Raw genomic sequence first — 22,959 nt, 5'->3', positions numbered from 1 at the left:
CTCTGCAGCATCTGCATCTGGAGAAGAGAATTGTCCGTATTGAAGAAGCCGCTCGTTCTGACCATCCTGGATGGATGGGGTTACCGCCCGCAGGTGGAAAACAACGCGATCGCACTGGCGCGCAAGCCGGTTTATGACAGGCTGCTGGCCGAGTATCCGAATACGCTGATTCGCGCGTCGGAGCACTTTGTGGGCCTGCCGGACGGGCAGATGGGCAACAGCGAGGTCGGGCATCTGAATATCGGCGCGGGACGCGTGGTGCGCATGGACATCACACGGATCGACGCGATGATCGCGAGCGGGGAATTCTTTACGCATCCGGTGATCGTGGATGCGATGAAGCGCGCTCTCGAAAGCGGCCGGCAGCTTCATCTCTTCGGGCTGCTCTCGGACGGCGGCGTGCATTCGCATCAGAACCATCTCTACGCGCTACTGAAGACGGCGAAGCAGCTTGGGCTGGAGCGGGTCTTCGTGCATGCCTTTATGGATGGGCGCGACACGCTGCCGACGAACGGCGCGGGCTATCTGGCGGCGCTGGAGCAGAAGATGCGCGAGTACCAGGTGGGTAAGCTGGCCAGCGTGTCAGGCCGCTACTACGCGATGGACCGCGACCGGCGCTGGGACCGCGAAAAGAAGGCCTTCGACGCGATGGTGACCGGGCAGGCCGAGGGCGGAGCGTATCAGGACGCCGTGGCGCGGGTGAAGGAGCTGTACAACAACGGCACGACGGATGAGTTTATTGTGCCGTTCGTGGTTACAGATTCGCATGGGCATCCGAATGGCATGATTCGCGATGAGGATGTCTGCATCATGTTCAACTATCGCGCCGACCGTGCGCGGCAGATTACGCGGGTGCTGACCCGCAGCAGTAACCTGGCGAAGGATGGCGGTATTTCTCTCATCGCCGCGGCGGAGCTGGATGAGACGATTCCGCGCAGCGAGATTCCGAAGAACCTGCACTACGTGTGCATGACGCAGTACGACAAGAATTTCACGCTGCCGATGATCATCCTGCCGGAGTCGATGGAGAACCTGCTGGCAAATCTGCTGGCGCAGGCGCAGCTTCGCAATCTGCGCGTGGCGGAGACAGAGAAGTATGCGCACGTGACCTACTTCTTCAACGGCGGCATCGAGACGCCGTTTCCGGGCGAGGATCGCGAGCTGGTGCAGTCGAAGAAGGTGGCGACGTACGATCTGGCTCCGGAGATGTCCGCGGATGGCATTGCCGATGTCGTCGTCAAAGCCGTGAACGACACGGCCTTCGATCTTGTCGTCGTGAACTTTGCCAATGCGGACATGGTCGGGCATTCGGGGCAGCTGGCTCCGACGATCAAAGGTGTGGAGGCGGTCGATGCGAGCCTGGGACGGATCTATCAGGCGATCCGGCAGCACGGCGGGTCGATGCTGATTACCGCCGATCACGGCAATGCGGAGATGATGGTCGATCCGGTGACGGGCGGGCCGCACACGGCGCACACGACGAATCCGGTGCCGTTTATTTACGCCGCCGAGGATGCGCAGAAGTACACGCTGCGGCCGGATGGATCGCTGCGCGATATCTCACCGACGATTCTGGGGATTCTGGGGCTCGATCAGCCTGGACAGATGACCGGTGGAGATATGCGGGTACGCCTGGGGTAGAACACCCGTACTTCACCCATGTCCGAAGATCCGGACATGGGGCACCCATACCGTATCGATGTCTAAAGATCCGGGCCCTTCGGCTGCGCTCAGAGCAGGGTGCGGGCGCCCGGCTCTAGAAGTCGACGTGGGTGCGCACGCTTTCCACCCAGACCGGGCCGCGGTCGCGGTTGTAGCCGGGGTTGTCGACGTGCTGCACGTCGAGTGAGAAGAACAGGCCCTTCCAGGCGTGGTACGTGTAGTAGGATTCGAGGATATTTTCGCGGCCGTAGTTAAGGCGGCCGTCGCCGAGCAGGAAGCCGAGTCCTCCATACCTCAGATAATTCTGGTGGTCGCGCTTGATGGCGTTGCTGACAAAGGCTGCGCCGATCTTGTCGTTGGGGCGATGCCATCCGGCGCCGGCGTAGTCGCCTCCAAAGGCCACGGTCTGGTCGACTTCGGTGTAGGCAAAGGACTCATGCTGGCCTTCGTTCCAGCCGAAGCGGCTGTAGACGCGGAGATTCTGCGTGAGCTCCTGCTCATTGTTCCAGGTAAAGCCGTACTTCACGGCTCCGAAGTGCTCGTGCGCGGTGATGGTCGGAGTGGAATCGACTCCGGCGAGGTAGGCTTCGACCGCCTCGCGATAGCTGCCCATGTGGGCATTGTTGACGTAGCCGAGAATGCGGGTGACGCCTTTGCGTCCGGGAAGGACGGAGCGGCGCAGCTCGAATTCGATGTTCTGTCCGCGCGCGCGGGAGAATGCCCAGTCGAGATCGATGCCGTTGGCGACGACGGGCATGGCGAAGAGGCCGTAGCGGGCGCTCCAGTCCTTGTCGTCGTATTCGAGCATGGCGCCGACGGTGTAGCCGCGGGTGTCGGCGGCGTAATCCCATGCGCCGTTGTTGTCGATCGTCCAGTTCATGAACTGCAGGTGACTGTCGCTGCCGATGGAGTTGAGGTCGAAGGCGTCGGGCAGGCTCATCTTGCCGATGCGGAATTCAAAGCGCCGCTCGGGCACTTTTGCAGCGAGGGAGAAGTATCCGCGCTCGGCGTCGGTCATGCGGTCGGTCAGGCCGATGGTCTGATGGATGATGCCGCGCGCCAGGTAGGGGGTCGAACCCAGATTGGGGTTGCGCACCACATCGAGGTTGGTGAAGCCGGCGAGGCCGAGGGCTTCGCTGAGTCCGCGCCCGCCCGCGCTCTCGAAGTCGACGATGAAATCGGTGTTGTAGCGCAGGTTGTGGTGGGGCTGGTAGCCGAGAAAGAGCGTACCTACCAGCGAGGTCTTGTACTCGCCGGCATTGCGCAGGCTGTTCGGCCCCTGATAGGCAGAGTGGAAGCCGGGGTGCGCCTGGAAGATGATATTGGCCTGGCCGGAGACCCACCAGGGAGCCGTCTGGCTGTGAGGGAAGAGCGTGACTTCATTCGTGTCCGCGGGCTGTTCCGGAGAGACGCGCTCGGAGGAGGTGGCGGCATCGGGCCGCGGCTGCGTGCCGAAGTCCTGCGCCTGGTAAAGCGAGGCGATTTTATAAAATGATGCCCGTTCCCAGGAAGCGGGCGTTCCCTGTGCGTTCTGCGGCATGGGGGTCTCCGGCAGTCCGTTGGAGGACTGCGCGGCGGCCGGCAGGCAAAGCAGGATGCTGAAGAAAACAGGGTAGATACGCAAGGTGTCTCCGGGAACTCTCTACGATGCTGAAGGAGAGAGTTTTCAGCAGTGTTAATCCGGAATGGTTCCGGTCAGGAGTATTTATAACATATCCCCCTATGGTATAAGGGACGGCATGAGTCATAAAGAGAAGGAAAAGCAGAAGCTGGTGGCGAGGGTGAGGCGGATTCGCGGCCAGGTGGACTCGATCGAGCGGTCGCTGCAGAGCGAGTACAACTGCGCGGATATTCTGATGCTGCTGGCGAATGTGCGGGGCGGGATCAACAGCCTGATGGGCGAGGTGCTGGAAGACCATATCCGCAACCACATGATGGCGCCCGAGGGGGAGCCGCTGCCGAATCTGGAGCTGGCGGAGGATCTGATCGATCTGGTGCGGGCGTATCTGAAGTAAGCCGGATCGAGTGAGAAGGAGTGCGCTGCTGACGGCGGGCGCGGGCCTTCAGCGAAGTTTTTCGAGGGCCTGCCGGAGAGCGCGCGAGAGCACCTGCTGCGCTGCCTCGGTAAGCCGGACGCCGTGGGCGGTGAGGTAGAAGACGTCGATGGCGATCTCGCCTTCCGTATCAATGAGGGCCACCTGGATATCACAGTTGCAGGCGGCGAAGGTGAGCGCGATCTCGCGCAGCAGACCGGGCGTATCCTCGGCGACCACCTGAAGCAGGGTGCTGTGCGTGGAGGCCGCGTTGTCGAATTCGAGGCGCGTTTCCATCTCTACCTTTGCCGCCGTGCGTCTGGATGCGTGGCTGCGGGCGCGGAGCAGCTTTTCAAGCGAGGCATGGATGGAGAGGCCTTCACGAATGCTGGAGAGGAAGCGGTCGATCTCTGACGGGTTGAGCTCGAGGGTTTTGTAGGGATCGGTGAACTGGAAGGTATCGACGATGACGCCGGCTTCGTTGGAGAAGGCATCGGCCTTCACGATATTCATGCCCCAGGCGGAGAGCACGCCGGCCATGTCGGCGAAGAGCAGCGGGCGGTCGGGCGTGATGAGCGTGATCTCGTGGAGCTGGCGCACGGTGCGGAAGGCAAGCTGGATGGGCTCGCGGGGCAGATCAAGGGTCATGCGGAAGTGGGCGATGATCTGCTCGGGCAGGCGGGTCTGCAGATAGCGCTGAGGGAGACCTTCGAGGAAGAGGCGCAGCTCATCGGAGCGCTCGGGCATGAGAGCGACGATGCGGTTGAGAAGCGCGGGATTGGCGGCTGCGTGATAGCGGGTCTCGTCGACGCTGCGGTCGAAGAAGTTGGACGCGCTCATGTAGAGCTGCCAGAGGCTCTCGGTCTTCCACGGGGTCAGCGCCTCGGGTGAGACGGATTTGATGTCGGCATAGGTCATGATCGTCAGCATTTTGAGCTGCTGCGGGCTGGCGATCTTTTCGGCAAAGGTGCGGACGTTTTCCGGATCGAAGATATCGCGGCGCAGGGCCGCCGACATCTCCAGATGGTTGCGGATGATGCGGCGGATGGTCTCGCGCTCTTCGGAGTCGAATTCAAGACGCGCGAAGAGGCTTTCGCAGAGCTCGACGCTGGAGGTGGCGTGATCGCCGGTGCGGCGCGCCTTGCCGGTGTCGTGCATGAGCAGGCCGAGGAGGAAGAGGTCGGTGCGGTCGAGTTCGGGCAGAAGGCTGCCGAGGCGCTTCTCCCATTCATTCTGCGGCTGCAGCAGCCGGTGCACGTTGTCGATGACGAGGAAGGTATGCTCGTCGACGGTATAGCGGTGCCATGAGTCGCGGATGACGAGCGAGTCGATGCCGTGGAATTCAGGGATCAGCAGCTCGAGAATGCCCAGGGCATGCATGGTGCGAAGAGCGTGCGCTGCCCAGGGGCCGAGCAGGACGTCGCGCAGGCAGTTCCACAGGAACGGGCCTTCGGGCATCTGCACGGCGAGCACGGGAAGGGCGTCGGTGATCTGGTCTTCGGCGGCCTGGCTGAGCTTGTAGCCGTGTCTCGCGATGAAGCCGAAGATCTGCAGCATGCTGTCGGCGTCATTGACAGTGGCGCCTTCGGCGAGATCAAGGCGGCCGTTTTCGAGAAAGAAATCTGTTCCCGGGACGGGTGTGCGGCGGCGGCGGAACTGGCGGTAAAAGGAGCGGCGCGCCGGGGGCACGGCATCCAGCAGAAGGCAGGCGCGCCGGAAGACCATGCGCGCTTCCCGGTAATAGGTGCGCATCCAGTAGGCGGGGTCGGAGGTACCGCGGGTCTCAAGACCGATGCTGAGAGCCGCGGCCTCGTCCTGCGCCTGCCAGCTCAGCGTGTTGTCGTCGCGCCCGCTGCGGTAATGGAGAAAACATCGCGTGGCGGCGAGGAAGTCGTAGGCGGACTCGGGCTCATCGTGCGTGCCGTAGAAATCGTTGGTCGGCGGCGGCCACTGCTTGTGATCGTGCAGGGTGTTCAGCAGCGTAAGCCATTTGGAGAGGTGATAGTCGCGCAGGCCGCCGGGGCATTCCTTGATGTTCGGCTCGAGGTGATGGATGGTGTTGCCGTATTTGGTGTGGCGGGCGCGCGCGATCTCGGCCAGGTTCTGAATGATGGTGTTCCACTCGCTGAGAACGACGGAGGGGAGCAGGTCGCCCTCGAATTTTCTGTAGAGACCGAAATCGCCGGCGAGGAAGCGGCGGTCAAGGAGCGAGATGGTGAACTCGAGATTGTCGGGATTGACGCGCTCGCACTCTTTCATGGTGCGGGTGGTGATGCTGGCGCGGAAACCGATGTCCCAGAGGGACTGCGCGACGACGCGAATGGTTTCGCGAAAGTCCTGCTCGATCTTTTCGGTCGCGCACAGGCAGAGCACGTCGACGTCGGAGAAGGGAAAGAGCTCGCGGCGGCCGAAGCCGCCGGTGGCGATGAGCGCGACTCCGGCATCGGCGGCCTGCGGAGCCAGATCGTCCCAGAGCTGCGAGAGCAGGCGGCCTGCGCTGAGGGCACGCCGCCGGATCGCGGCCGAACCGTCGCCGGTGCGCTCGAAGGCCTGACGCAGCTGTGCGGACTCCTGCTGATAGAGGTTTCGCAGACGCGTAACAGCGGCGGGCTCAGAGATCATGCGGCTTCGTGGGTTGGTCCATCTCCCATGTTGTCCCTGAACAGTGTCGGGCAGGGCAGAGGAGCTCTCTGAATGAAATCGCCGGTCTGCTGCAATGGCTGAACGGACCGCGGGAAATGTACTCCCGTCAGAGAAAACTATTGTCTCAGAGTCCGGAGCTTCCGAGAGTGTCGATGTGCAGCACGGCTTCGGCCGTGTCTGGTGCAAATCCTATTTTGAAGAGAGTCTGTGACCGGATCACCGGCTCTATGCGGACATTTCTGCAGCGCTGCGAACTCCGCGCCGGTTTCAGAAGAGGTTTCGGCTCAGGCGAAGCAGAGATCCGGAGTCCGGTTTCCCGGTCTCCGGAGAGACTGTTTCCCTGATGCGCGGAAGCCGCGGATCAGAGGGCCGAAGTGCCGCGCTCGTCGTTGCGGATGCGGATGGCTTCGTCGATCTTCGAGACGAAGATTTTGCCGTCGCCGATTTTTCCGGTGCGCGCCGAAGAGAGGATGGCCTGAATGGCTTTCTCGACCAGCTCGTCGGGCACCACCATCTCCAGCTTGATCTTGGGCAGGAGGTCGACGGTGTATTCGCGGCCGCGGTAGAACTCAGTGTGCCCCTTCTGGCGGCCGTGGCCCCGGGCTTCGAGGATCGTCATGCCTTCGATTCCCGCCTCGAGGAGGGCATCCTTGACGGCATCAAGCTTCGAGGGCTGAATAATGGTTTCGATCTTTTGCATAGTTTCGGTTCCGGATATCCAAGGTATCAGGTTAGTGGCCTACGATGCGAAATCGTAACCTTCTTCGCCATGCTGCGTCACGTCGAGACCTTCGATCTCCTGCTCGGTGGTGACGCGCAGACCGACGACCATGTCCACGATCTTCAGCAGGATCAGCGTGCCGACGATGGAGATGCCCCAGGCAATGGCGACGCCCACGAACTGATTCAGAAGCTGGTGCCAGTTGCCGTCGACGACGCCGGAGGGCAGGGTAGCGCCGGCGGCATTCTTGAAGATCGGATTGATGGCGCTGGTGGCGAAGACCCCGGTCAGGATGGCTCCGAGGGTGCCGCCCGCTCCGTGAACGCCGAAGGCGTCGAGGGAATCGTCGTAACCGAACCACGACTTGACCTTGACCACCATGAAGTAGCAGAAGATTCCGGCGATGAGACCGATGATGATCGCCGACATGGGCTGCACGAAGCCGGCCGCGGGGGTGATCGCGACCAGTCCGGCGACCGAGCCGGAGATGGCGCCGAGGGCGCTGGGCTTGCCGGCGCGAATCCATTCGGCTGCGGCCCAGCTGATGGCTGCCGCTGCGGCGGCGAAGTGGGTGTTGACGAAGGCGCTGGTGGCGAGGGTTCCGGAAGAGAGAGCGCTGCCCGCGTTGAAGCCGAACCAGCCGACCCAGAGCATGCAGGCTCCGATAACGCTCAGCACGACGGAGTGAGGCGGCATGGCTTCGCGCGGATAGCCGACGCGTTTACCGAGATAGAGCGCGCAGACGAGGGCTGAGACACCGGAGGTGACGTGGACGACGGTGCCGCCGGCGAAGTCGAGGCAGGGGAAGCGTCCGCCGAGCGAGGCATTGAGCAGGCCGCCTTTCCCCCAGACCATGTGCGCCATGGGCGAGTAGACAAAGATGGCCCAGAGGGTGAGGAACAGGGCCATGGCGCTGAACTTCATGCGCTCGGCGAAGGCTCCGGTGATGAGCGCCGGAGTAATGATGGCGAACATGAGCTGGTAGACCATGAAGGTCTGCAGCGGGATGGTGGCCGCATAGGCCGGATCGGGGGCGAGGCCGACACCGTGCAGGAAGAGATTATGCAGGCCGCCGATAAAGGCGGAGCCGGAGCCGAAGGCCAGACTGTAGGTGAGCAGCGCCCAGAGCACGGTGATGATGGCCATCATGGCGAAGCTCTGCATCATGGTGGCGAGGATGTTCTTTTTACGAACGAGGCCGCCGTAGAAGAGGGCGAGTCCGGGGCCGGTCATCAGAAGCACCAGCGCGGTGCTTACCAGCATCCAGGCGTTGTCGGCAGAGGACTGAGCGGCGACAACCTGATTCTGGATGGTTTTCAGCTGGTCGGCGACAGAAGGGGTTGCAGCCGTCTGCGCGATTGCCGCGGAAAAGCTACAGAAGAAGAGAGACAACATCAAAAACAATCTGACGGTACGCGGACGCATAACACTCCGTGAAAGATGCTTTGAAAACAAATACAGACCGGCTCGGCGCCCGCCTTTCCGGGCCGGTGCCGATGAACGGGACCTGCGGGCGGGACGTCCGGGATGCCGCAGAACCGTAATCCTTTGTTGCGTTGCAGTTACTTTTACACATTTTTCGCAATCGGCAACAAAGAACAGGGGGCCATCCAGATAATTTATCGGCCGCATATACGACGCATATATCGCGGGCAGAAACCGGCCTGAAAAGCGGCGAAGATATTGACACAAATGGCGCAGGCGGCGTTCCGCGGCGCGCAGGCGGAGGTATAGTAGAGGCATGAGCGAAGAACTGCGTGACCGGTATCTGTTCGGGTCACTGGAAAGCAGCGGCAAGAACCGCGCCAGAGTGCAGGAAGCAAGCTACGGCTACGAGGAGCCGGAGGGGGTTTTCCTGACCACGGTCGATTCGGCGATCAACTGGATTCGCAAGAACTCGATCTGGCCGATGACTTTCGGACTGGCATGCTGTGCCATCGAAATGATGTCGATGGGAGCTTCGCGGTTTGACGTGGCGCGTTTCGGTGCGGAGGTATTCCGCGCCTCACCGCGGCAGTCGGACCTGATTGTGATCGCCGGACGCGTCTCGCAGAAGATGGCGCCGGTGATTCGCCGGCTGTATGACCAGATGCCGGAACCGAAGTGGGTGATCTCGATGGGGGCCTGTGCTACCTCCGGCGGCGTATTTAATAACTATGCGCTGCTGCAGGGAGTCAACCAGGTGATCCCCGTTGACATCTATGTTCCTGGGTGTCCTCCGCGTCCCGAGCAGCTGCTGTATGCCATCACGCTGCTCCAGGAAAAGATTCAGCATGAGCGCGGAAGCCTGAAACGGGTTCTTAACTTGCAATAAATTTGATTTTTCAGTAATTTAACTGACTGTAAAGAAGATTGTTCCATTGTCTTCGTCAGCGGGATTACTGGCCGTATGATCCGGTATTTGTAATTATCGCAGGCACACTATGGGGTAACCGCCATGATACGTCGCAGGAAAGTGCGACTTGCAGGGCGGCCGGACGACGGAATGATGCTCTAAGCTATCTGAAAGTGGTAATTTTTTTAACGCTGTGGTTCTTCGGACGCATTCGTTTGCGATGTTGTCCGCTTAGCTTCTTGACATTTTAATCCGATCGTCGATTTTTCTGACTTTTGAGTAGTTGCGGAGGATAGACGCATGAATTCTCGTCCGTTGAGTATTTTGGGCCGGGTTCTGCTTGCAGGGTGCACAGTAGCTTTCAGTGCAACGACTCTCTTCGGGCAGAGTTCGTCTTCGACGCCTGCGGCCCCGGCCGATCAACAGGCTTCCCGTATTGACATCTTCGCGGGTTATTCGTACCTCGCTCCCCACGGCACAGTCACCACGCCGCTGGTGAACGGAGGTTCGCTTCCCCTGACATATTCGTCCATCGATGAGGGCGCAATTGCCAGTGGCGCCTACTACTTCAACCGCTATGTCGGCGGCCAGGTGGAGTTCGGCGCTCATCCCAGCGGCAATAACGATGGCGCGTACACCATGCAGGGCGGTCTGATTTTCCGCTATCCCACGCAGGGCATGGTTCCCTTCGTGCATGCGCTGGCGGGTGCAGTACGGCTTGCCGGACCAAACGATGAGCCTTTCGCGGCGCACAGCTGGACCTGGGGCCCGGCGCTGACGGTGGGCGGCGGTCTTGATTACGACCTGCCGTTCTTCAATCATCACCTCGGACTTCGTCTTTTCCAGGCGGATTACGAATACTTCCACGCCGACTTTGGTCCCGAGGTCGCCTTCGGCGGCCGCGCCAATGTGGATTCGGCGCGTCTGAGCACCGGTCTGGTATGGCACATCGGCAGCATCGTTCCGCCGCCTCCGGTGCAGTATGCCTGCTCGGCGAGCCCGGCCTCCGTCTTCCCCGGCGACCAGATCACGATTACCGGCACGGCATCGAATCTGAATCCCAAGAAGACTGCAACCTACAGCTGGACCGGTCAAGGTCTGACGGTCAGCAGCACGAGCAACACTGCGACGATCGACACCGGCAGCCTGGCAGCTGGCTCCTATACCGTCACCGGTCATGTGACCGAGGGCGCGAAGGCCGGACAGTCCGCCGACTGCACCTCGCAGTTCACGGTGAAGCAGTTTGAGCCGCCGACGGTCAGCTGCGTTGCGAATCCGTCCACAGTAAAGCCCGGCGACAGCGTCACGATTACGGCCTCCGGCGTGAGCCCGCAGAATCGTCCGCTGACCTACAGCTACTCGGCGTCCGCTGGATCAGTGAGCGGCACCGGCAACACGGCGACCCTGTCGACCTCCGGCGCACCAGCTGGCTCGATTACGGTCACCTGCAGCGTGCAGGATGACAAGGGTCAGACTGCCTCCTCCACCACCACGGTCGACGTTGAAGCTCCGGCGCCTCCGCCGCAGCCGAAGACGCAGACGCTGTGCTCGATTCAGTTCGATCACGACAAGCGTCGTCCCGGCCGCGTAGACAACGAAGCCAAGGCCTGCCTCGATGATGTGGCGCTCAACGCGCAGCGTCAGTCCGATGCATCCCTGGTGGTTGTCGGCAACCAGACCGAGAAGGAGCAGGCTGCAGAAGAGCGTGAGAGCAAGCGTCATCGCCACCACGTTGCTGTGGATCTGGCAGCGCAGCGCGCGGTCAATACCAAGGAGTATCTGGTCACCGACAAGGGCATCGATCCGAGCCGCATTCAGGTGCGCACCGGAACGGCTGCTCAGGGCGAGGTCGAGAACTACCTGGTTCCTGCGGGAGCGAACTTCGACTCCGATATCCCGGGCACGACCGCCGTGGATACGACGGCAGTCAAGGCACAGCGCCGCACCGCCGCCCCGGCTCACCACCACCACCATCACCACGCGGCTAAGAAGCAGTAGTTCCGCTGCGGGGAGAACAACCCGTTCTGTGAAAGCAGGCGGATCAAAAGGCCGACCGGGAAACCGGCCGGCCTTTTTCTTTACGGTTTCTTACTGAAAAGATGCTCCTGCCGCCTGCCGTACCCGGACCGCGATACGATAGATTCAGCCGTGTCTTCCCGGCACTCTGAATCTCACGATGAAGCGAACGCAGTTGCGAATTTTTCTTTCCGCCTTGTCCCTTTTCCTTTTGGCGCTCGTTGTTCCGGCACATGCGGCAGAGACGTGGTGGCCGAGCGTCGGTCCGGACGGCGGCGATGCCAGGAGTTTTGCCTCCGATCCATCGAGCCCGGGGCATCTCTATCTCGGCACGACGAATGGATGGATCTATGCTTCGAGCGATGCCGGAGCGAGCTGGTCGAGGCTGGCGCGGCTGGACGGAGATGACGATCTGGTCGTCGACAGCCTGGTGGTGGATGAATCCGACGCGAAGACGCTGATTGCGGGCGTGTGGGAGCTGGGCCACGCCGGAGGCGGCGTTTATATCAGCCAGGACAGCGGAGTGACGTGGACTCCGAGCGCTCCGATGAAGGGGCAGTCGGTGCTGGCCCTGGCGCAGGCTCCGTCGAACCCCAAAGTGCTGGTGGCGGGAACGCTGAGCGGTGTTTACCGGAGCGAGGACAAGGGCGCGCACTGGAGCGAGATCAGTCCTCCGGGCAGCACGGAAGTGCATGAGGTGGAGTCGATCGCAATCGATCCGTATGATCCGCACACGATTTATGCGGGCACGTGGCACCTGCCGTGGAAGACGACGGACGGCGGCAGGAACTGGTTCAACATTCACAAGGGCGTGATCGATGATTCGGATGTTTTTTCGATCGTCATCGACCCGAGCCGTCCCAGCGTGGTCTTTGCCAGCGCCTGTTCAGGGATCTATCGCACCGACGATGGCGGAAGCGAGTTTCGCAAGGTGCAGGGCATTCCCTCGACGGCGCGCCGCACACGCGTGCTGATGATGGACCCCAAAGATCGCAACACCGTATACGCGGGCACGACAGAGGGCCTGTACAAGACGACGGACGGCGGCACGAACTGGACACGCACGACGGGGCCGGATGTCATCATCAACGACGTGTACATCGATCCGCGGGACCCGAAGCATGTGGTGCTGGCGACGGACCGCAGCGGAGTGCTGTCGAGCGAGGATGCCGGGGCTACCTTTGAGGCGTCGAATGCCGGGTTTTCGCAGCGCCAGGTGGCTGCTCTGCTGACCGGCTCATCGGGCAGCGACACGATGTATGCCGGGGTGGTGAACGACAAGACCTATGGCGGCGTCTTTGCCAGCAGCGACGGCGGACATACCTGGAAGCAGCAGAGCTCCGGCCTTGACGGGCGCGATGTGTTCAGCCTGGCGCAGACCACCGATGGCACGCTGCTGGCCGGCACCAGCCGCGGCATCTTCCGGTGGAACGGATCGGCCTGGATGCCTTCGGGAACGGTCGCTTCTGTGGCGGCTCCGGCAGAGCACAGGCGCAGCAACAGCAGGAACGCGCGGACGAACCATCGTGGCCGGCACGCGCCTCCGAGCGCCGCACCGGTTGCGGCTCCCGATGCCATTATGAATGGGAGAATCCATTCGCTCTCGCTGACGGGCGACGTGTGGTATGCGGCGACCTCGGGTGGGGTGTACCGGAGCACCGATCAGGGGAATTCATGGCAGGCGACGACGCTGGCGGCAACCGACTACACACTGTTTGCGGTGAATGGATCGACGGTTTTTGCCGGGCGGCGCGTGGGCATGATGGTCTCGCATGATGCGGGGCGGTCCTGGGAGCTGACGGCCTTTCCGCGCGGTCTGAGCTCGCTGCAGGCGCTGCTGTTCACGCCGGACGGCACGCTCTGGGCGGGAGGCCGCGAAGGCATCTTTTACAGCACCGACCAGGGGCATACGTGGACCTTCAAAAAGGAAGTGCCGGTGGTGGCCGTGAACGGCCTTTCGTGGGATTCGGAGAGAAAGCGCGTGATTGTGACCTCGAGCCAGACGACGCTGATCTTCGCCGTGCCGGCCAGCGGCGGCGACTGGAAGTGGTGGAACACCGGATGGAAGGTGCATACGGTGCGCTCGCTCAACGGCCACATGGTGGCGGCATCGCTCTATAACGGTGTGGTGATGCAGCCGGAGCATGCGGCCGAGGGTACTCCGGTAGCCGTGAACGCGAAGCGATAAAGGCCTGGAAGTGCGAAGCGAAGTCCATCTTCGGGCAGGCATCGTTCTTCGCGAGATACGCCGCGAAGATCTGGACGCGCTCTTCGTGCTCGACCAGGTCTGTTTCCGGCCGGGGATTGCTTACTCCCGAACCGAGCTGCGCTATTTTCTGCTGCATCCGAAGAGCATCTCTCTGCTCGCGGAGGAGTGCTCTGCCGGACCGGAGAGCGCGCGTATTGCGGGCTTCGTGATTGCAGGCCGCGTCTTTCATGAAGGGTGCCCGCTGGGCCACATCATCACGATCGACGTCGATCCGGCGCTGCGGGGCCGCGGCGTGGGCAGCATGCTGATGGAAATGGCGGAGCATCGTCTGCACGAGGCCGGAGCGGCGTCGATTCGTCTGGAAGTAGCGGTGGACAATGTCGCCGCGCAGAAGTTTTATCTTCGCCACGGCTACAAACAGACGGGACGGATTCGAGGGTTCTACATGGGAACGCTCGATGCTCTGGTGATGGAAAAGCCGCTCTCGGCGGCGAAGCGATAAGAGCCGTCAGTTCTGATGCGTGGCTGCGACGGCGGCCAGAAGCGACGCTTTCTTTTCCGGAGTGAGCGGGCCGTAGGCCTGCCAGAGAACGTGTCCCTGCCTGTCGGTCAGCAGAAGAGCAATCTGACGCTCGTCGGGAATCTGCAGGCTTTGGCGGAAGCTGTTCTTGTCGACGAAGAGGGGAACGATCCAGTGCCAGGTTTCGGGATCGGTCTCGTCGCTGCGCATCGAAGAGACCTCCCACCAGCGAAAGAGCATATTTTCGCGAGCGGAGACGGGCAGGCGGTAGTAGCGGAAGCTGAAGTTGGAGTGCTGAATGGCCTGAGCGACAGGAAACCAGGTTTCGAGATCTTTCTGCTGCTCGGCCTGGAAGGAGATCATGAGCAGATCAATCTGCCCTTCGAATCCCGAAGGCATATCGACCTTTTGCCGGTCGAGGCTGTAGCTGGTGAGCGATGGAAAGACCGCGGGCTTTCGCGCCTGGGCCGACAACGCGATTCCGCTGCCGCACAGCAGCACGGCAGACAAGGCCAGTTGAGCAAGGAATCGACGCAATCAGCTCCCACGAACAGCGATGTGATGTAGACACTTCCCCTGTCGAATATACCGGTTTCGGTCAGGAGCAAGGCAAAATAAACCGGTAGCGGCAGCCGTGCTTTGCGGCTGCGGTTCCGGCAACAGGTGCAAACGCTATCCTATCAGCGGAGCGTACGACACGCTGTGAGCGCCCGGCTCTTTGCTTCCACTGGACCAGCAGGACGAGGACACGAACCGGAGTCTGCGCGCGGGTTCAGTGAGCGAGCTGAAGTATCATAAAGAAGATGATGACTACGGAACGGCGTCCCTTTCAGACAGACGATTCGCGGCTGCACAGAGTTGCCGATAAGGTGTTTGCCGGTGAGCGCCTCAGCGCGGAGGATGGCCTCGCGCTGTATGGCTCGTCCGACATTCTGGCTGTGGGATGGCTGGCGAATAATGTGCGCGAAAAGCTGCAGGGAGATGTGGCGTACTTCAACGTCAATCGTCACATCAATCCCACCAATGTGTGCGTGGCAGCGTGCCGCCTGTGCGCCTTCGGCAGAAAGAAGGACACTCCCGGCTCATACACGATGGCGCTGGAGCAGGCGTGGGAGACGGCGGCTTCGGGATACAGCGAAGCGGTGACGGAGTTCCATATTGTCGGCGGACTGCATCCGGACCTGCCCTTCGAGTACTTTCTCGATCTGGTGCGCGGGCTGAAGGTGCGGTTTCCCCAAGTGCACATCAAGGCATTCACGATGGTCGAGATTGCGTTTCTGGCGAAGCGCGCGAAGCTGACGATTCCGCAGACGCTCGAGAAGCTGAAAGAGGCGGGCGTGGATTCAATGCCGGGGGGCGGCGCGGAGATCTTTGCCGACCGCGTGCGGCACATCATCTGCGATCACAAGATCGACGGCGACGAGTGGCTGGAGACGGCGCGGATGGCCCACCAGGCGGGGCTGAAGTCGAATGCGACGATGCTGTACGGGCACATCGAGAACGATGAGGACCGCGTGGATCATCTGCTGAAGCTGCGTGCGGTGCAGGACGATACGCACGGCTTTCAGACATTCATCCCGCTGGCATTTCATCCGGACAACACGCCGCTCGAGCATCTGCCGCGCACGACGGGACTGACCGATATCCGGCAGATTGCGGTGAGCCGGCTGCTGCTCGACAACTTCCCGCACATCAAGGCCTACTGGCAGATGATGACGGCGAAGATTGCGCAGATCGCTCTGCGTTTTGGAGCCGACGACATCGACGGCACGGTGATCGAGGAGAAGATTTATCACGACGCCGGCGCCACCACGCCGCAGGGGATGCGCCGCCAGGATCTGATGCGGCTGATCACTGAGGCCGGGCGCGTTCCGGTGGAGCGGGACACGCTCTATCGCGCGGTGACGCGGACGGAAGACAGCTTTACGGTGGCCGTGTAAGAGCTGTCCCTGCACAAACTGCTTATCTTTGCCTGAACCCCCTGCGTCCGGACGTGCTGCTGCTGCGCTTGTCGAACGCAGAGGCTGTCAGCAGCAGTGACAGACGTGTCCCTGGCGTGCTGCGCGGCCTTCCTTTATGAGAAAGGGAACGGCGGCGAGCGCGGCGAGGGAATCAAACCACGCGATGTGAAAGAGCGCATTCACGGCGAGGCCGGTGAGTGCGATGGCCGCAAGGTATGCGCAGGTTGCGGACTGCACCGCATCTGCGGCGAGCGCGGCATTGCCGCTGCGGCGCGCCTCTCTGCGCTTGAGCCCGGCGAGCAGAGGCATGATGACGAGCGCGGCGAGGGTGGTGCCGATGCCGACGCAGCTCGTCTCCGGATGTTGATGAAGAATGAGTGAGGCAGCGGCGATAACAGAGACTACGGCGGCAAGAACGTAGAGCAGAATTCCGGCGATGCGGGCCGCGCGCAGCTCGGAGAAGGCGATTCCCGGCAGCAGAGGCAGGAGAACGACGGTGGCGGAGAGCAGCTCAACAAGGCTGTCCGAGCCGAAGGCGAACATGGCCGGACTGTGCGCGGAGGCCGCGGCATAGAGCGAGAGGCCGCACTCGATAAGCATCCAGAACAGGGTGATGCCCTGAAGCCAAAAGACAACGGAGCGGCGCGCAGGGCGGCAGGCTGCAGAAGACGGCGAGCCGATCCGGGTGAGCTCAGACATACCTGCATCTCAGCATAACGCGGGCGCTATCGCGAAACGCTTTGCGGCTCGGCAACGTGCGGCGTGGCGGGCTGGTTCTTTTTGTCGCGGCGTTTGCGGACCTCGCGCGCGGCGACCCAGGTGAGCGAAACAAAGGTGACGACGAGGAGAATGACGGCGGTCCAGCCGTGGAGCTGCTCGACCTCTCCATAGAGCAGCGCGAGGCCCACGAAGACGAAAAAGAGATGCGCGCAGAAGACCTGCAGCGAGGCTTTGCCGAGGGTGAGCAGCGGCTCGCGCGAGACGACCCGGATGACATACTTGCGCAGCCAGTAAAAGACGATGGTGAAGCAGATGAGATTGACGACGCGCAGCGGGCCGATCTGCCACTTATCGAGCTGCAGACCGAAGGACTGCGGCGTCATGTTCGGGCCCAGCCAGCTGAAGCGGATTCCGATAAAGAGAAGACAAATGAGAAAGCAGATGGCGACGGCCCAGCGAGGCACTTTGCGGAGCGGGAAGCGGTCGTAGGCCAGCTCGGCTCCGAGCCAGAGGCCGACGGTCCAGACGGCCTGCCATGCAAAGAGATTGAAGGCTCCGGTCTCCTGCAGCGGGATGTGAAGGTGCGTGAGGTGAACGATCCAGTTGTGAACGTAGTCGCGCAGGCCGAACTGCGCGAGCAGCCAGACGAGAGCGCTTGCGGCGAGAATCTTCCTCCAGCCGAAGCGCACGGCCGCGGAGAGAACGACTGGGGTGAAGACAAGAAAGATGACGTACATCGGCAGAATGTCGAGCAGAGGCGGACAGTAAAGCAGCAGCACCGAGCCGACGATGGCGGTCGCGGGGTGCGCGAGGTAGAAGTCGAGCAGGTTGGTGAGCGCGGCCTTGTGCGTATGCACGGCATAGGCGGCGGCGATGGTGAAGGCGAAGAAGAGAAGGAGCAGGTGGTAGCCGTAGATCTTCAGCGAGCGCTTGAAGAGCTTACGGTGAACGCCGGCCTCGTCGCCCTGCTGGATTTCGCGGATATAGATGCGGCCGACGAGCAGAGCGGACATGAAGACGAAGCCCTCAGCGGAGGAGAGAAAGCCGATGGGCTGGTTGACGAGATCGGCAAAGCGCGTCGGCAGATGCGTCAGCGTCATCCATACGAGGAACAATCCTCGCAGCGCGTCGAGTTCGGGCCGTCGCTCAAGCCGTGGCAGATGCATAAAGGTGCGTGAGGAACTACTTCTCACTTAGACGCCGGAACCACGGAGGCGTTGCGCAGACGGCGCAGTTCTCCTGCGCTGCGCGAGAGGAGAGCAGAAAGTTTATCTGCGGCTGTTTTTTATGCCCGGATTGAGCCGGATTGTCCGGCAATTTGGCGATATGGACGGCGGCTTCAGTACGCCGGTATACCGGTGAGGCTCTGACCGATGATGAGGGTATGGATATCGTGTGTACCCTCATAGGTTTTCACCGATTCGAGGTTCATCATGTGGCGCATGACCGGGTAATCGTCGGTGATGCCATTGCCGCCGAGGATGTCGCGGGCAAGGCGGGCGCATTCGAGCGCCATCCACACATTGTTGCGCTTGGCCATGGAGATGTGCTCGTGGCCGACGCGGCCTTCGTCTTTCAGGCGGCCGACCTGGAGGGCCAGAAGCTGCGCCTTGGTGATCTCGGAGATCATCCAGGTCAGCTTTTCCTGTACGAGCTGGTGGCCGGCGATGGGCTCGTCGCGGAACTGCTTGCGCAGCAGCGAGTACTGTAAGGCGGTATCGTAGCAGGACATAGCCGCGCCGATGGCTCCCCAGCTGATGCCGTAGCGAGCCTGATTGAGGCACATGAGCGGCGATTTGAGGCCGCCGGTTCCGGGCAGGAGATTCTTTGCCGGAATGCGGACGTCCTGAAGCGACAGCCCCGAGGTGACGGAGGCGCGCAGAGACCACTTGCCGTGGACATCGAAGGCGGTGAAGCCGGGGCGGCCGGTCTCGACGAGGAAGCCGCGCACCAGGCCATCGCCTGTCTCCTCTCCATCTTCCTTTACTTTGGCCCAGATGACGGCGACGTCGGCAATGGTGCCGGAGGTGATCCACATCTTTTCGCCGTTGAGGATGTACTCGTCGCCGCTTTTCTCGGCGCGGGTGCGCATCCCGCCCGGGTTTGATCCGAAGTCGGGCTCGGTCAGCCCGAAGCAGCCGAGTTTTTCACCGGTGGCAAGCTTTGGAAGCCACTCGTCTTTCTGCTCGGCGGAGCCGAAGGTGTAGATGGGGTACATGACGAGAGCCGACTGCACGCTGACGAAGCTGCGCACGCCGGAGTCGCCGCGCTCGAACTCCTGCATGACGAGGCCGTATTCGACATTGGACATGCCGGCGCAGCCGTAGCCGTGCAGATTGGCGCCGAAGAAGCCGAGCTGGCCCATCTGCGGGACGAGCTCGCGGGGAAAGCGGCCTTCGCGGTTGCACTCCTCGATGATGGGAATGAGATTGTCTTCGATGAACTGGCGGGCGGTGTCGCGGGAGAGACGTTCATCGTCGCTGAGCAGACGGTCGAAGCCGATGAAGTCGACGCCTTTGAATTTGAAGGCCATGGGTGGACACGCTCCGGGTGGAGATGAAAACTCTTCAGCGTATCAGAGCGGCAGGGAGGGGAAAAGCGCGTCGGAGCCGGGTGAGCGGTTCAGTGCGCGCCGTGGAAGGGCAATCCGAGGCCGAAGGCCATGCGGAGGGCCAGGGCTCCGGCGAGCGTGACGATAAACCCGGCGGTGGTCAGCACATCCTGCAGGAAGGTTCCGACCCCCTCGCGGTATGCGGCATAGAGCACGACGAAATAGACGGGCAGATCGCTGAGGGCGACGGCGACGACGGCTCCCAGCATGCCGTAGTAGTGATAACCCAGCGGAATGAGGGTGAAGAGCGTGATGCAGTAGGCGAGGTATCCAGCGGCGTTGTAGTGCGCTTTCGAGAGCGAAAGAATGGCCGGATTGATGGTGCTGTAGAGCAGAGTGTGCCAGAGACCGGCGGCGAGAATGCCGATCATCCATGCGGCCTGGTGATAGCGGTGGTCGTAGACGTGCACGATGAACTTGTCGCCGATGCAGATGACGAAGATGATCATCAGCCCGCCGACGGCGAGCACAGGCAGACGGTATTTGAGCAGGATTCTGCGGTATTCGGCGCGGGACTGCTCGGCGAAGCGCGCGATGAACGGGAAGCCGACGCGTGTGCAGAACTGCGAAATGATCTGGCGGGGAAGGTCGGAGAGCGAGAAGGCGATGCCGTAGACGCCGAGCAGCTCAAAGGAGATGAGCTTACCGAGGATGAGCCGGTCGGACTGCTGGGCGAGGAAGGTGAGCGCGGTGCCGACGAGAATCCATTTGCCGAAGTGCATCAGGGTGCTGACGCACTCCTTGTCCCAGGCGAAGCTGGGCCGGAGCTCGGGCATCATGAAGTAGCTGGCGATGGTGCGCGCCAACTCGGCGGCGATGCGGCCGCCGACCAGTGCCCAGAGCGTGGGCTGGTAGAGCGCCCATCCCAGAGTGACGATGAACTGCACGAGCTGCGCCAGCAGCTCAAGAAAAGAGAGCTTGCCGACGCCCATGTGGCGGGAGAGGGTGAGCAGGCTCGGCGAGCTGACTCCGGCAATGACGCAGCCGAAGCCGAGGGCCGGGAAGAGCGCGATCATGCGCGGCTCGTGATAGAAGGCGGCGACCGGCCAGGCGAGGGCGATGGTCATGACCCAGAGCCCGACGCCGCGCAGCACCTGGAGGGTCCATGCGGTATTCAGAAAGAGCGGCTCGTCGCCGCGCGCATTCTGAATGATGCTGTCCTGCAGTCCGATGTGCGAGAAGAGATTGAGGCCGACGAGTACGGTCGTCAGCAGCGCCATGACGCCGAAGTACTCCGGCGTGAAGAGGCGGCTGAGGACGATGCTGCTGAGCATGCGCAGCGACAGCGCGACAGCATAGAAAAAAACGATGTAATACGTGCCCTTGAGTGCCCGCGATTCCAGATTTTTGGTCTGGACCGCGTGCTCTTCCTGGGTCAGAACGCTCTCCGCGCTGGAGCCAGTTGTCATGCTGTGAAATTCACTCCGGGCCCTTTGGTTGCCGCTTTGCCTGAAGATTCCAGTGCCGGAGCAGGTAGTCCTGTCCCGGAGCTGCGGAAAATTCAGAAACGGTCTGTCAGTTTCAAAAACAACGTCCACAGCGGGGGGAGTCTGTGGGGATATCGTGCTGGCGGAGGCTGTGGCTGCGCCGGTCATTTATGCCGGCCAGATGCGCCTCTAAACAGAATCAGGCGTTTTTATTATGCACGTTCGATGGCGGGGGCACACTCCCCGGTTGGTAACCCCCAGGTGCACAGTATGGGTATGCCGTTGTACCGAAATGGGCAGATAAAGACGGCAGCGATCTGTAAGGGGCTGGTATGAAAGCAGGTTCGGGCAGCGTGCAGCAATCCGGCCGGAACGTTACCATCTATCCTGATGAAAGCTGCCGTACGTCCTGCCCTGATGAAGTCCGCTGAAGATTCCGCCGTGATGCATCACACTGCCCGTCTCCGCGCGCTGCGCCGAGCGCTTTTGCGGCAGGGAATTGAATCCCTGCTGGTCACTCATCTTCCGGATGTCCGCTGGCTGTGCGGTTTCACCGGCTCAAACGCCGCGCTGGCGATCACATCGCGCAAGGCTGTGCTGTTTACTGACGGCCGTTATACGGCGCAGGCCAAAGAAGAGACGCAGGCCGCGCGGGTGGTGATTGCGAAGGGCTCGGCACTGAAGGAAGCCTGCGCGCTGCTGGAGGCTTCCGCCGCCGGGGCGGCATTCGATCCGGAGCAGACGACGGTCAGGCAGCTTGGCATGATGCGCGAGGCGCTGCCGGCGAAGGCGCGGCGGAGCTTCTTTCAGCCGCTGAAGGCGCCGGTCGTCTCCGAGCTGCGGATGGTCAAGGATGCAGACGAGCTGCGCGTGATGGAAGAGGCCGCGGCGGTGGGGTGCACGCTCTTCGACGCGATTCTGCCGCACATTGTGCCGGGCGTTCCGGAGACGGAGATTGCCGCGACGCTGGAGTTTTTTGCGCGCAGTCTGGGCGCCGAGGGCATGTCGTTCGAGACGATCGTGGCTTCAGGGCAGCGCTCGGCGCTGCCGCACGGCCGCGCCACGGAGGCGAAGCTGCCCCGCAACGGCTTCGTTACATTGGACTTCGGTGTTATCCTCAAAGGTTATTGTTCGGATATGACGCGCACCGTGTGCCTGGGCAAACCGGATGGCGAGGCCCGCCAGGCGTACGACGCGGTGCTGGAGGCGCAGCAGGCGGCCGTTGAGGCGGTGCGTCCTGGAGCGACCTGCGGAGAAGTGGATGAAGCAGCCCGCGCGGTGCTTCGCAAAGCCGGGCTTGCGCAGTACTTTACGCATTCCACCGGTCACGGCGTGGGACTGGAAATCCATGAATTGCCGCGTGTTGCCGCGGGGCAGCGCGCAGAACTTGTGCCCGGTATGATGATTACGATTGAGCCGGGAATTTATCTGGCTGGAAAGTTTGGAGTTCGCATCGAAGATATGGTTGCCGTCACTGACCGTGGCCGCCGAGTGCTGACTCCGGCGGTCAAAGCCCTGATTGAGCTGTAACGCCGCGTCACGAACGAGCGCGAACCAGAGTAAGGCGAACGAGAGCGAAACGATGAATCCGGAAGAGATGAAGGAATTAAAGGAACTGATCGAGTTCCTGAAGGAAAACAAGATTGGCGAATTTGACCTTGAACGCGGCGATCTGAAGGTCCGCATCAAGTTCGCTCAGGAAGGCGGAGCCGACGCGGCCGGCCTTGCCCGTCTGCTGGCAGCGGCGCAGCAGTCGGTAGCTGCTCCGGCGGTTGTTTCGACGGTGCCGGTGGTGCACGCTGTGCATGCCTCCGCTCCGGCGTCTGCTGCGGCCGAGGCTCCGGTGGATGAGAATGCCGGACTGCACATCGTCAAATCGCCGATCGTCGGCACGTTCTACGAGTCGCCCTCGCCGGGCACGCCGGCTTTTGTGAAGGTCGGCGACCAGGTGGAGAACGGACAGGTGCTGTGCATCGTCGAGGCGATGAAGCTGATGAATGAGATCGAGAGCGACGCCACGGGTGAGGTTGTGAAGCGGTTTGTCCAGAGCGGCCAGCCGGTCGAATACGGTCAACCCCTGTTTGCGGTGCGCCAGCGATAG

General features: G+C 61.9%; 18 protein-coding genes. 9 read left to right on the top strand and 9 right to left on the bottom strand.

The genetic code is table 11. The annotated features are described in order from the left end of the window. Window positions 1–39: 39 nt before the first annotated feature. Window positions 40–1,641 carry a 2,3-bisphosphoglycerate-independent phosphoglycerate mutase gene (gene gpmI / locus D0Y96_RS06485; protein ID WP_117298511.1) on the top strand — a complete coding sequence of 534 codons (1,602 nt, stop codon included), beginning with the start codon at window positions 40–42 and terminating at the stop codon, window positions 1,639–1,641. 115 nt (window positions 1,642–1,756) lie between these two features. Here gpmI and D0Y96_RS06480 read toward each other — a convergent pair whose 3' ends face one another. Next, the gene (locus tag D0Y96_RS06480; protein ID WP_252263521.1) at window positions 1,757–3,286 is read right to left on the bottom strand and encodes a carbohydrate porin; all 1,530 of its coding nucleotides are present in this window, start codon (window positions 3,284–3,286) and stop codon (window positions 1,757–1,759) included. Between the two features lie 115 nt (window positions 3,287–3,401). Between D0Y96_RS06480 and D0Y96_RS06475 the strand changes: the two genes are divergently transcribed. After that, the gene (locus D0Y96_RS06475) at window positions 3,402–3,677 is read left to right on the top strand and encodes a metal/formaldehyde-sensitive transcriptional repressor (RefSeq protein ID WP_117298510.1); all 276 of its coding nucleotides are present in this window, start codon (window positions 3,402–3,404) and stop codon (window positions 3,675–3,677) included. A 48-nt stretch (window positions 3,678–3,725) separates the two neighbouring features. Here the strand turns inward: D0Y96_RS06475 and D0Y96_RS06470 are convergent, their stop codons facing one another. From D0Y96_RS06470 to D0Y96_RS06460, 3 genes are all read right to left on the bottom strand, one after another. After that, complete coding sequence (locus D0Y96_RS06470) at window positions 3,726–6,317, bottom strand: [protein-PII] uridylyltransferase family protein (protein ID WP_117298509.1); 2,592 nt, start codon at window positions 6,315–6,317, stop codon at window positions 3,726–3,728. A 382-nt stretch (window positions 6,318–6,699) separates the two neighbouring features. Then, on the bottom strand, window positions 6,700–7,038 hold the full coding sequence (locus D0Y96_RS06465; RefSeq protein ID WP_117298508.1) for a P-II family nitrogen regulator: 339 nt from the start codon (window positions 7,036–7,038) through the stop codon (window positions 6,700–6,702). Window positions 7,039–7,077: 39 nt separating this feature from the next. After that, the gene (locus tag D0Y96_RS06460) at window positions 7,078–8,454 is read right to left on the bottom strand and encodes an ammonium transporter (protein WP_286676387.1); all 1,377 of its coding nucleotides are present in this window, start codon (window positions 8,452–8,454) and stop codon (window positions 7,078–7,080) included. Between the two features lie 346 nt (window positions 8,455–8,800). Between D0Y96_RS06460 and D0Y96_RS06455 the strand changes: the two genes are divergently transcribed. The 4 genes from D0Y96_RS06455 to D0Y96_RS06440 all read left to right on the top strand — a co-directional run bounded on the left by D0Y96_RS06455 (window position 8,801) and on the right by D0Y96_RS06440 (window position 14,121). Further along, window positions 8,801–9,373 (top strand): NADH-quinone oxidoreductase subunit B, encoded by a 573-nt coding sequence (locus D0Y96_RS06455; RefSeq protein ID WP_117298506.1) that lies wholly within the window; start codon window positions 8,801–8,803, stop codon window positions 9,371–9,373. Window positions 9,374–9,694: 321 nt separating this feature from the next. Then, complete coding sequence (locus tag D0Y96_RS06450; RefSeq protein ID WP_117298505.1) at window positions 9,695–11,392, top strand: OmpA family protein; 1,698 nt, start codon at window positions 9,695–9,697, stop codon at window positions 11,390–11,392. A gap of 214 nt (window positions 11,393–11,606) precedes the next feature. Beyond that, complete coding sequence (locus tag D0Y96_RS06445; protein ID WP_252263520.1) at window positions 11,607–13,598, top strand: WD40/YVTN/BNR-like repeat-containing protein; 1,992 nt, start codon at window positions 11,607–11,609, stop codon at window positions 13,596–13,598. Window positions 13,599–13,608: 10 nt separating this feature from the next. Continuing rightward, window positions 13,609–14,121 carry a GNAT family N-acetyltransferase gene (locus D0Y96_RS06440; protein WP_158562261.1) on the top strand — a complete coding sequence of 171 codons (513 nt, stop codon included), beginning with the start codon at window positions 13,609–13,611 and terminating at the stop codon, window positions 14,119–14,121. A 6-nt stretch (window positions 14,122–14,127) separates the two neighbouring features. Here the strand turns inward: D0Y96_RS06440 and D0Y96_RS06435 are convergent, their stop codons facing one another. Next, window positions 14,128–14,676: a hypothetical protein gene (locus tag D0Y96_RS06435; protein ID WP_147324949.1), complete on the bottom strand. Its 549-nt coding sequence runs from the start codon at window positions 14,674–14,676 to the stop codon at window positions 14,128–14,130. A 266-nt stretch (window positions 14,677–14,942) separates the two neighbouring features. Between D0Y96_RS06435 and mqnE the strand changes: the two genes are divergently transcribed. Next, the gene (gene mqnE / locus D0Y96_RS06430; protein ID WP_434090771.1) at window positions 14,943–16,079 is read left to right on the top strand and encodes an aminofutalosine synthase MqnE; all 1,137 of its coding nucleotides are present in this window, start codon (window positions 14,943–14,945) and stop codon (window positions 16,077–16,079) included. Between the two features lie 87 nt (window positions 16,080–16,166). Here the strand turns inward: mqnE and D0Y96_RS06425 are convergent, their stop codons facing one another. From D0Y96_RS06425 to D0Y96_RS06410, 4 genes are all read right to left on the bottom strand, one after another. Then, complete coding sequence (locus D0Y96_RS06425; RefSeq protein WP_117298501.1) at window positions 16,167–16,799, bottom strand: cation efflux transmembrane domain-containing protein; 633 nt, start codon at window positions 16,797–16,799, stop codon at window positions 16,167–16,169. 26 nt (window positions 16,800–16,825) lie between these two features. Beyond that, window positions 16,826–17,986, bottom strand: coding sequence for an OpgC family protein (locus D0Y96_RS06420; protein ID WP_117298500.1), 1,161 nt, complete (start codon window positions 17,984–17,986; stop codon window positions 16,826–16,828). Between the two features lie 173 nt (window positions 17,987–18,159). Then, window positions 18,160–19,353 carry an acyl-CoA dehydrogenase family protein gene (locus D0Y96_RS06415; protein ID WP_117298499.1) on the bottom strand — a complete coding sequence of 398 codons (1,194 nt, stop codon included), beginning with the start codon at window positions 19,351–19,353 and terminating at the stop codon, window positions 18,160–18,162. An 89-nt stretch (window positions 19,354–19,442) separates the two neighbouring features. Continuing rightward, on the bottom strand, window positions 19,443–20,840 hold the full coding sequence (locus D0Y96_RS06410; RefSeq protein ID WP_158562257.1) for an oligosaccharide flippase family protein: 1,398 nt from the start codon (window positions 20,838–20,840) through the stop codon (window positions 19,443–19,445). Between the two features lie 462 nt (window positions 20,841–21,302). On the opposite strand from D0Y96_RS06410, the gene D0Y96_RS06405 reads away from it, so the two are divergent. Together D0Y96_RS06405 and accB are read left to right on the top strand one after the other, a co-directional pair. Beyond that, window positions 21,303–22,388, top strand: coding sequence for a M24 family metallopeptidase (locus D0Y96_RS06405; RefSeq protein WP_117298724.1), 1,086 nt, complete (start codon window positions 21,303–21,305; stop codon window positions 22,386–22,388). A gap of 67 nt (window positions 22,389–22,455) precedes the next feature. Further along, complete coding sequence (gene accB / locus D0Y96_RS06400; protein ID WP_350448985.1) at window positions 22,456–22,959, top strand: acetyl-CoA carboxylase biotin carboxyl carrier protein; 504 nt, start codon at window positions 22,456–22,458, stop codon at window positions 22,957–22,959.

This window comes from Paracidobacterium acidisoli (assembly GCF_003428625.2).
GTDB lineage: Bacteria > Acidobacteriota > Terriglobia > Terriglobales > Acidobacteriaceae > Paracidobacterium > Paracidobacterium acidisoli.
This window is presented reverse-complemented; position numbering and strand designations above follow the sequence as displayed.

Bases quoted from the DNA above. Each gene is read 5' to 3' on its own strand.
- D0Y96_RS06475 (WP_117298510.1), top strand. From the start codon at position 3,402: ATGAGTCATAAAGAGAAGGAAAAGCAGAAGCTGGTGGCGAGGGTGAGG.
- accB (WP_350448985.1), top strand. From the start codon at position 22,456: ATGAAGGAATTAAAGGAACTGATCGAGTTCCTGAAGGAAAACAAGATT.
- D0Y96_RS06470 (WP_117298509.1), bottom strand. From the start codon at position 6,317: ATGATCTCTGAGCCCGCCGCTGTTACGCGTCTGCGAAACCTCTATCAG.
- D0Y96_RS06410 (WP_158562257.1), bottom strand. From the start codon at position 20,840: ATGACAACTGGCTCCAGCGCGGAGAGCGTTCTGACCCAGGAAGAGCAC.
- D0Y96_RS06420 (WP_117298500.1), bottom strand. From the start codon at position 17,986: ATGCATCTGCCACGGCTTGAGCGACGGCCCGAACTCGACGCGCTGCGA.
- D0Y96_RS06415 (WP_117298499.1), bottom strand. From the start codon at position 19,353: ATGGCCTTCAAATTCAAAGGCGTCGACTTCATCGGCTTCGACCGTCTG.
- D0Y96_RS06405 (WP_117298724.1), top strand. From the start codon at position 21,303: ATGCATCACACTGCCCGTCTCCGCGCGCTGCGCCGAGCGCTTTTGCGG.
- D0Y96_RS06465 (WP_117298508.1), bottom strand. From the start codon at position 7,038: ATGCAAAAGATCGAAACCATTATTCAGCCCTCGAAGCTTGATGCCGTC.
- D0Y96_RS06455 (WP_117298506.1), top strand. From the start codon at position 8,801: ATGAGCGAAGAACTGCGTGACCGGTATCTGTTCGGGTCACTGGAAAGC.
- D0Y96_RS06460 (WP_286676387.1), bottom strand. From the start codon at position 8,454: ATGTTGTCTCTCTTCTTCTGTAGCTTTTCCGCGGCAATCGCGCAGACG.
- mqnE (WP_434090771.1), top strand. From the start codon at position 14,943: ATGATGACTACGGAACGGCGTCCCTTTCAGACAGACGATTCGCGGCTG.
- D0Y96_RS06450 (WP_117298505.1), top strand. From the start codon at position 9,695: ATGAATTCTCGTCCGTTGAGTATTTTGGGCCGGGTTCTGCTTGCAGGG.
- D0Y96_RS06425 (WP_117298501.1), bottom strand. From the start codon at position 16,799: ATGTCTGAGCTCACCCGGATCGGCTCGCCGTCTTCTGCAGCCTGCCGC.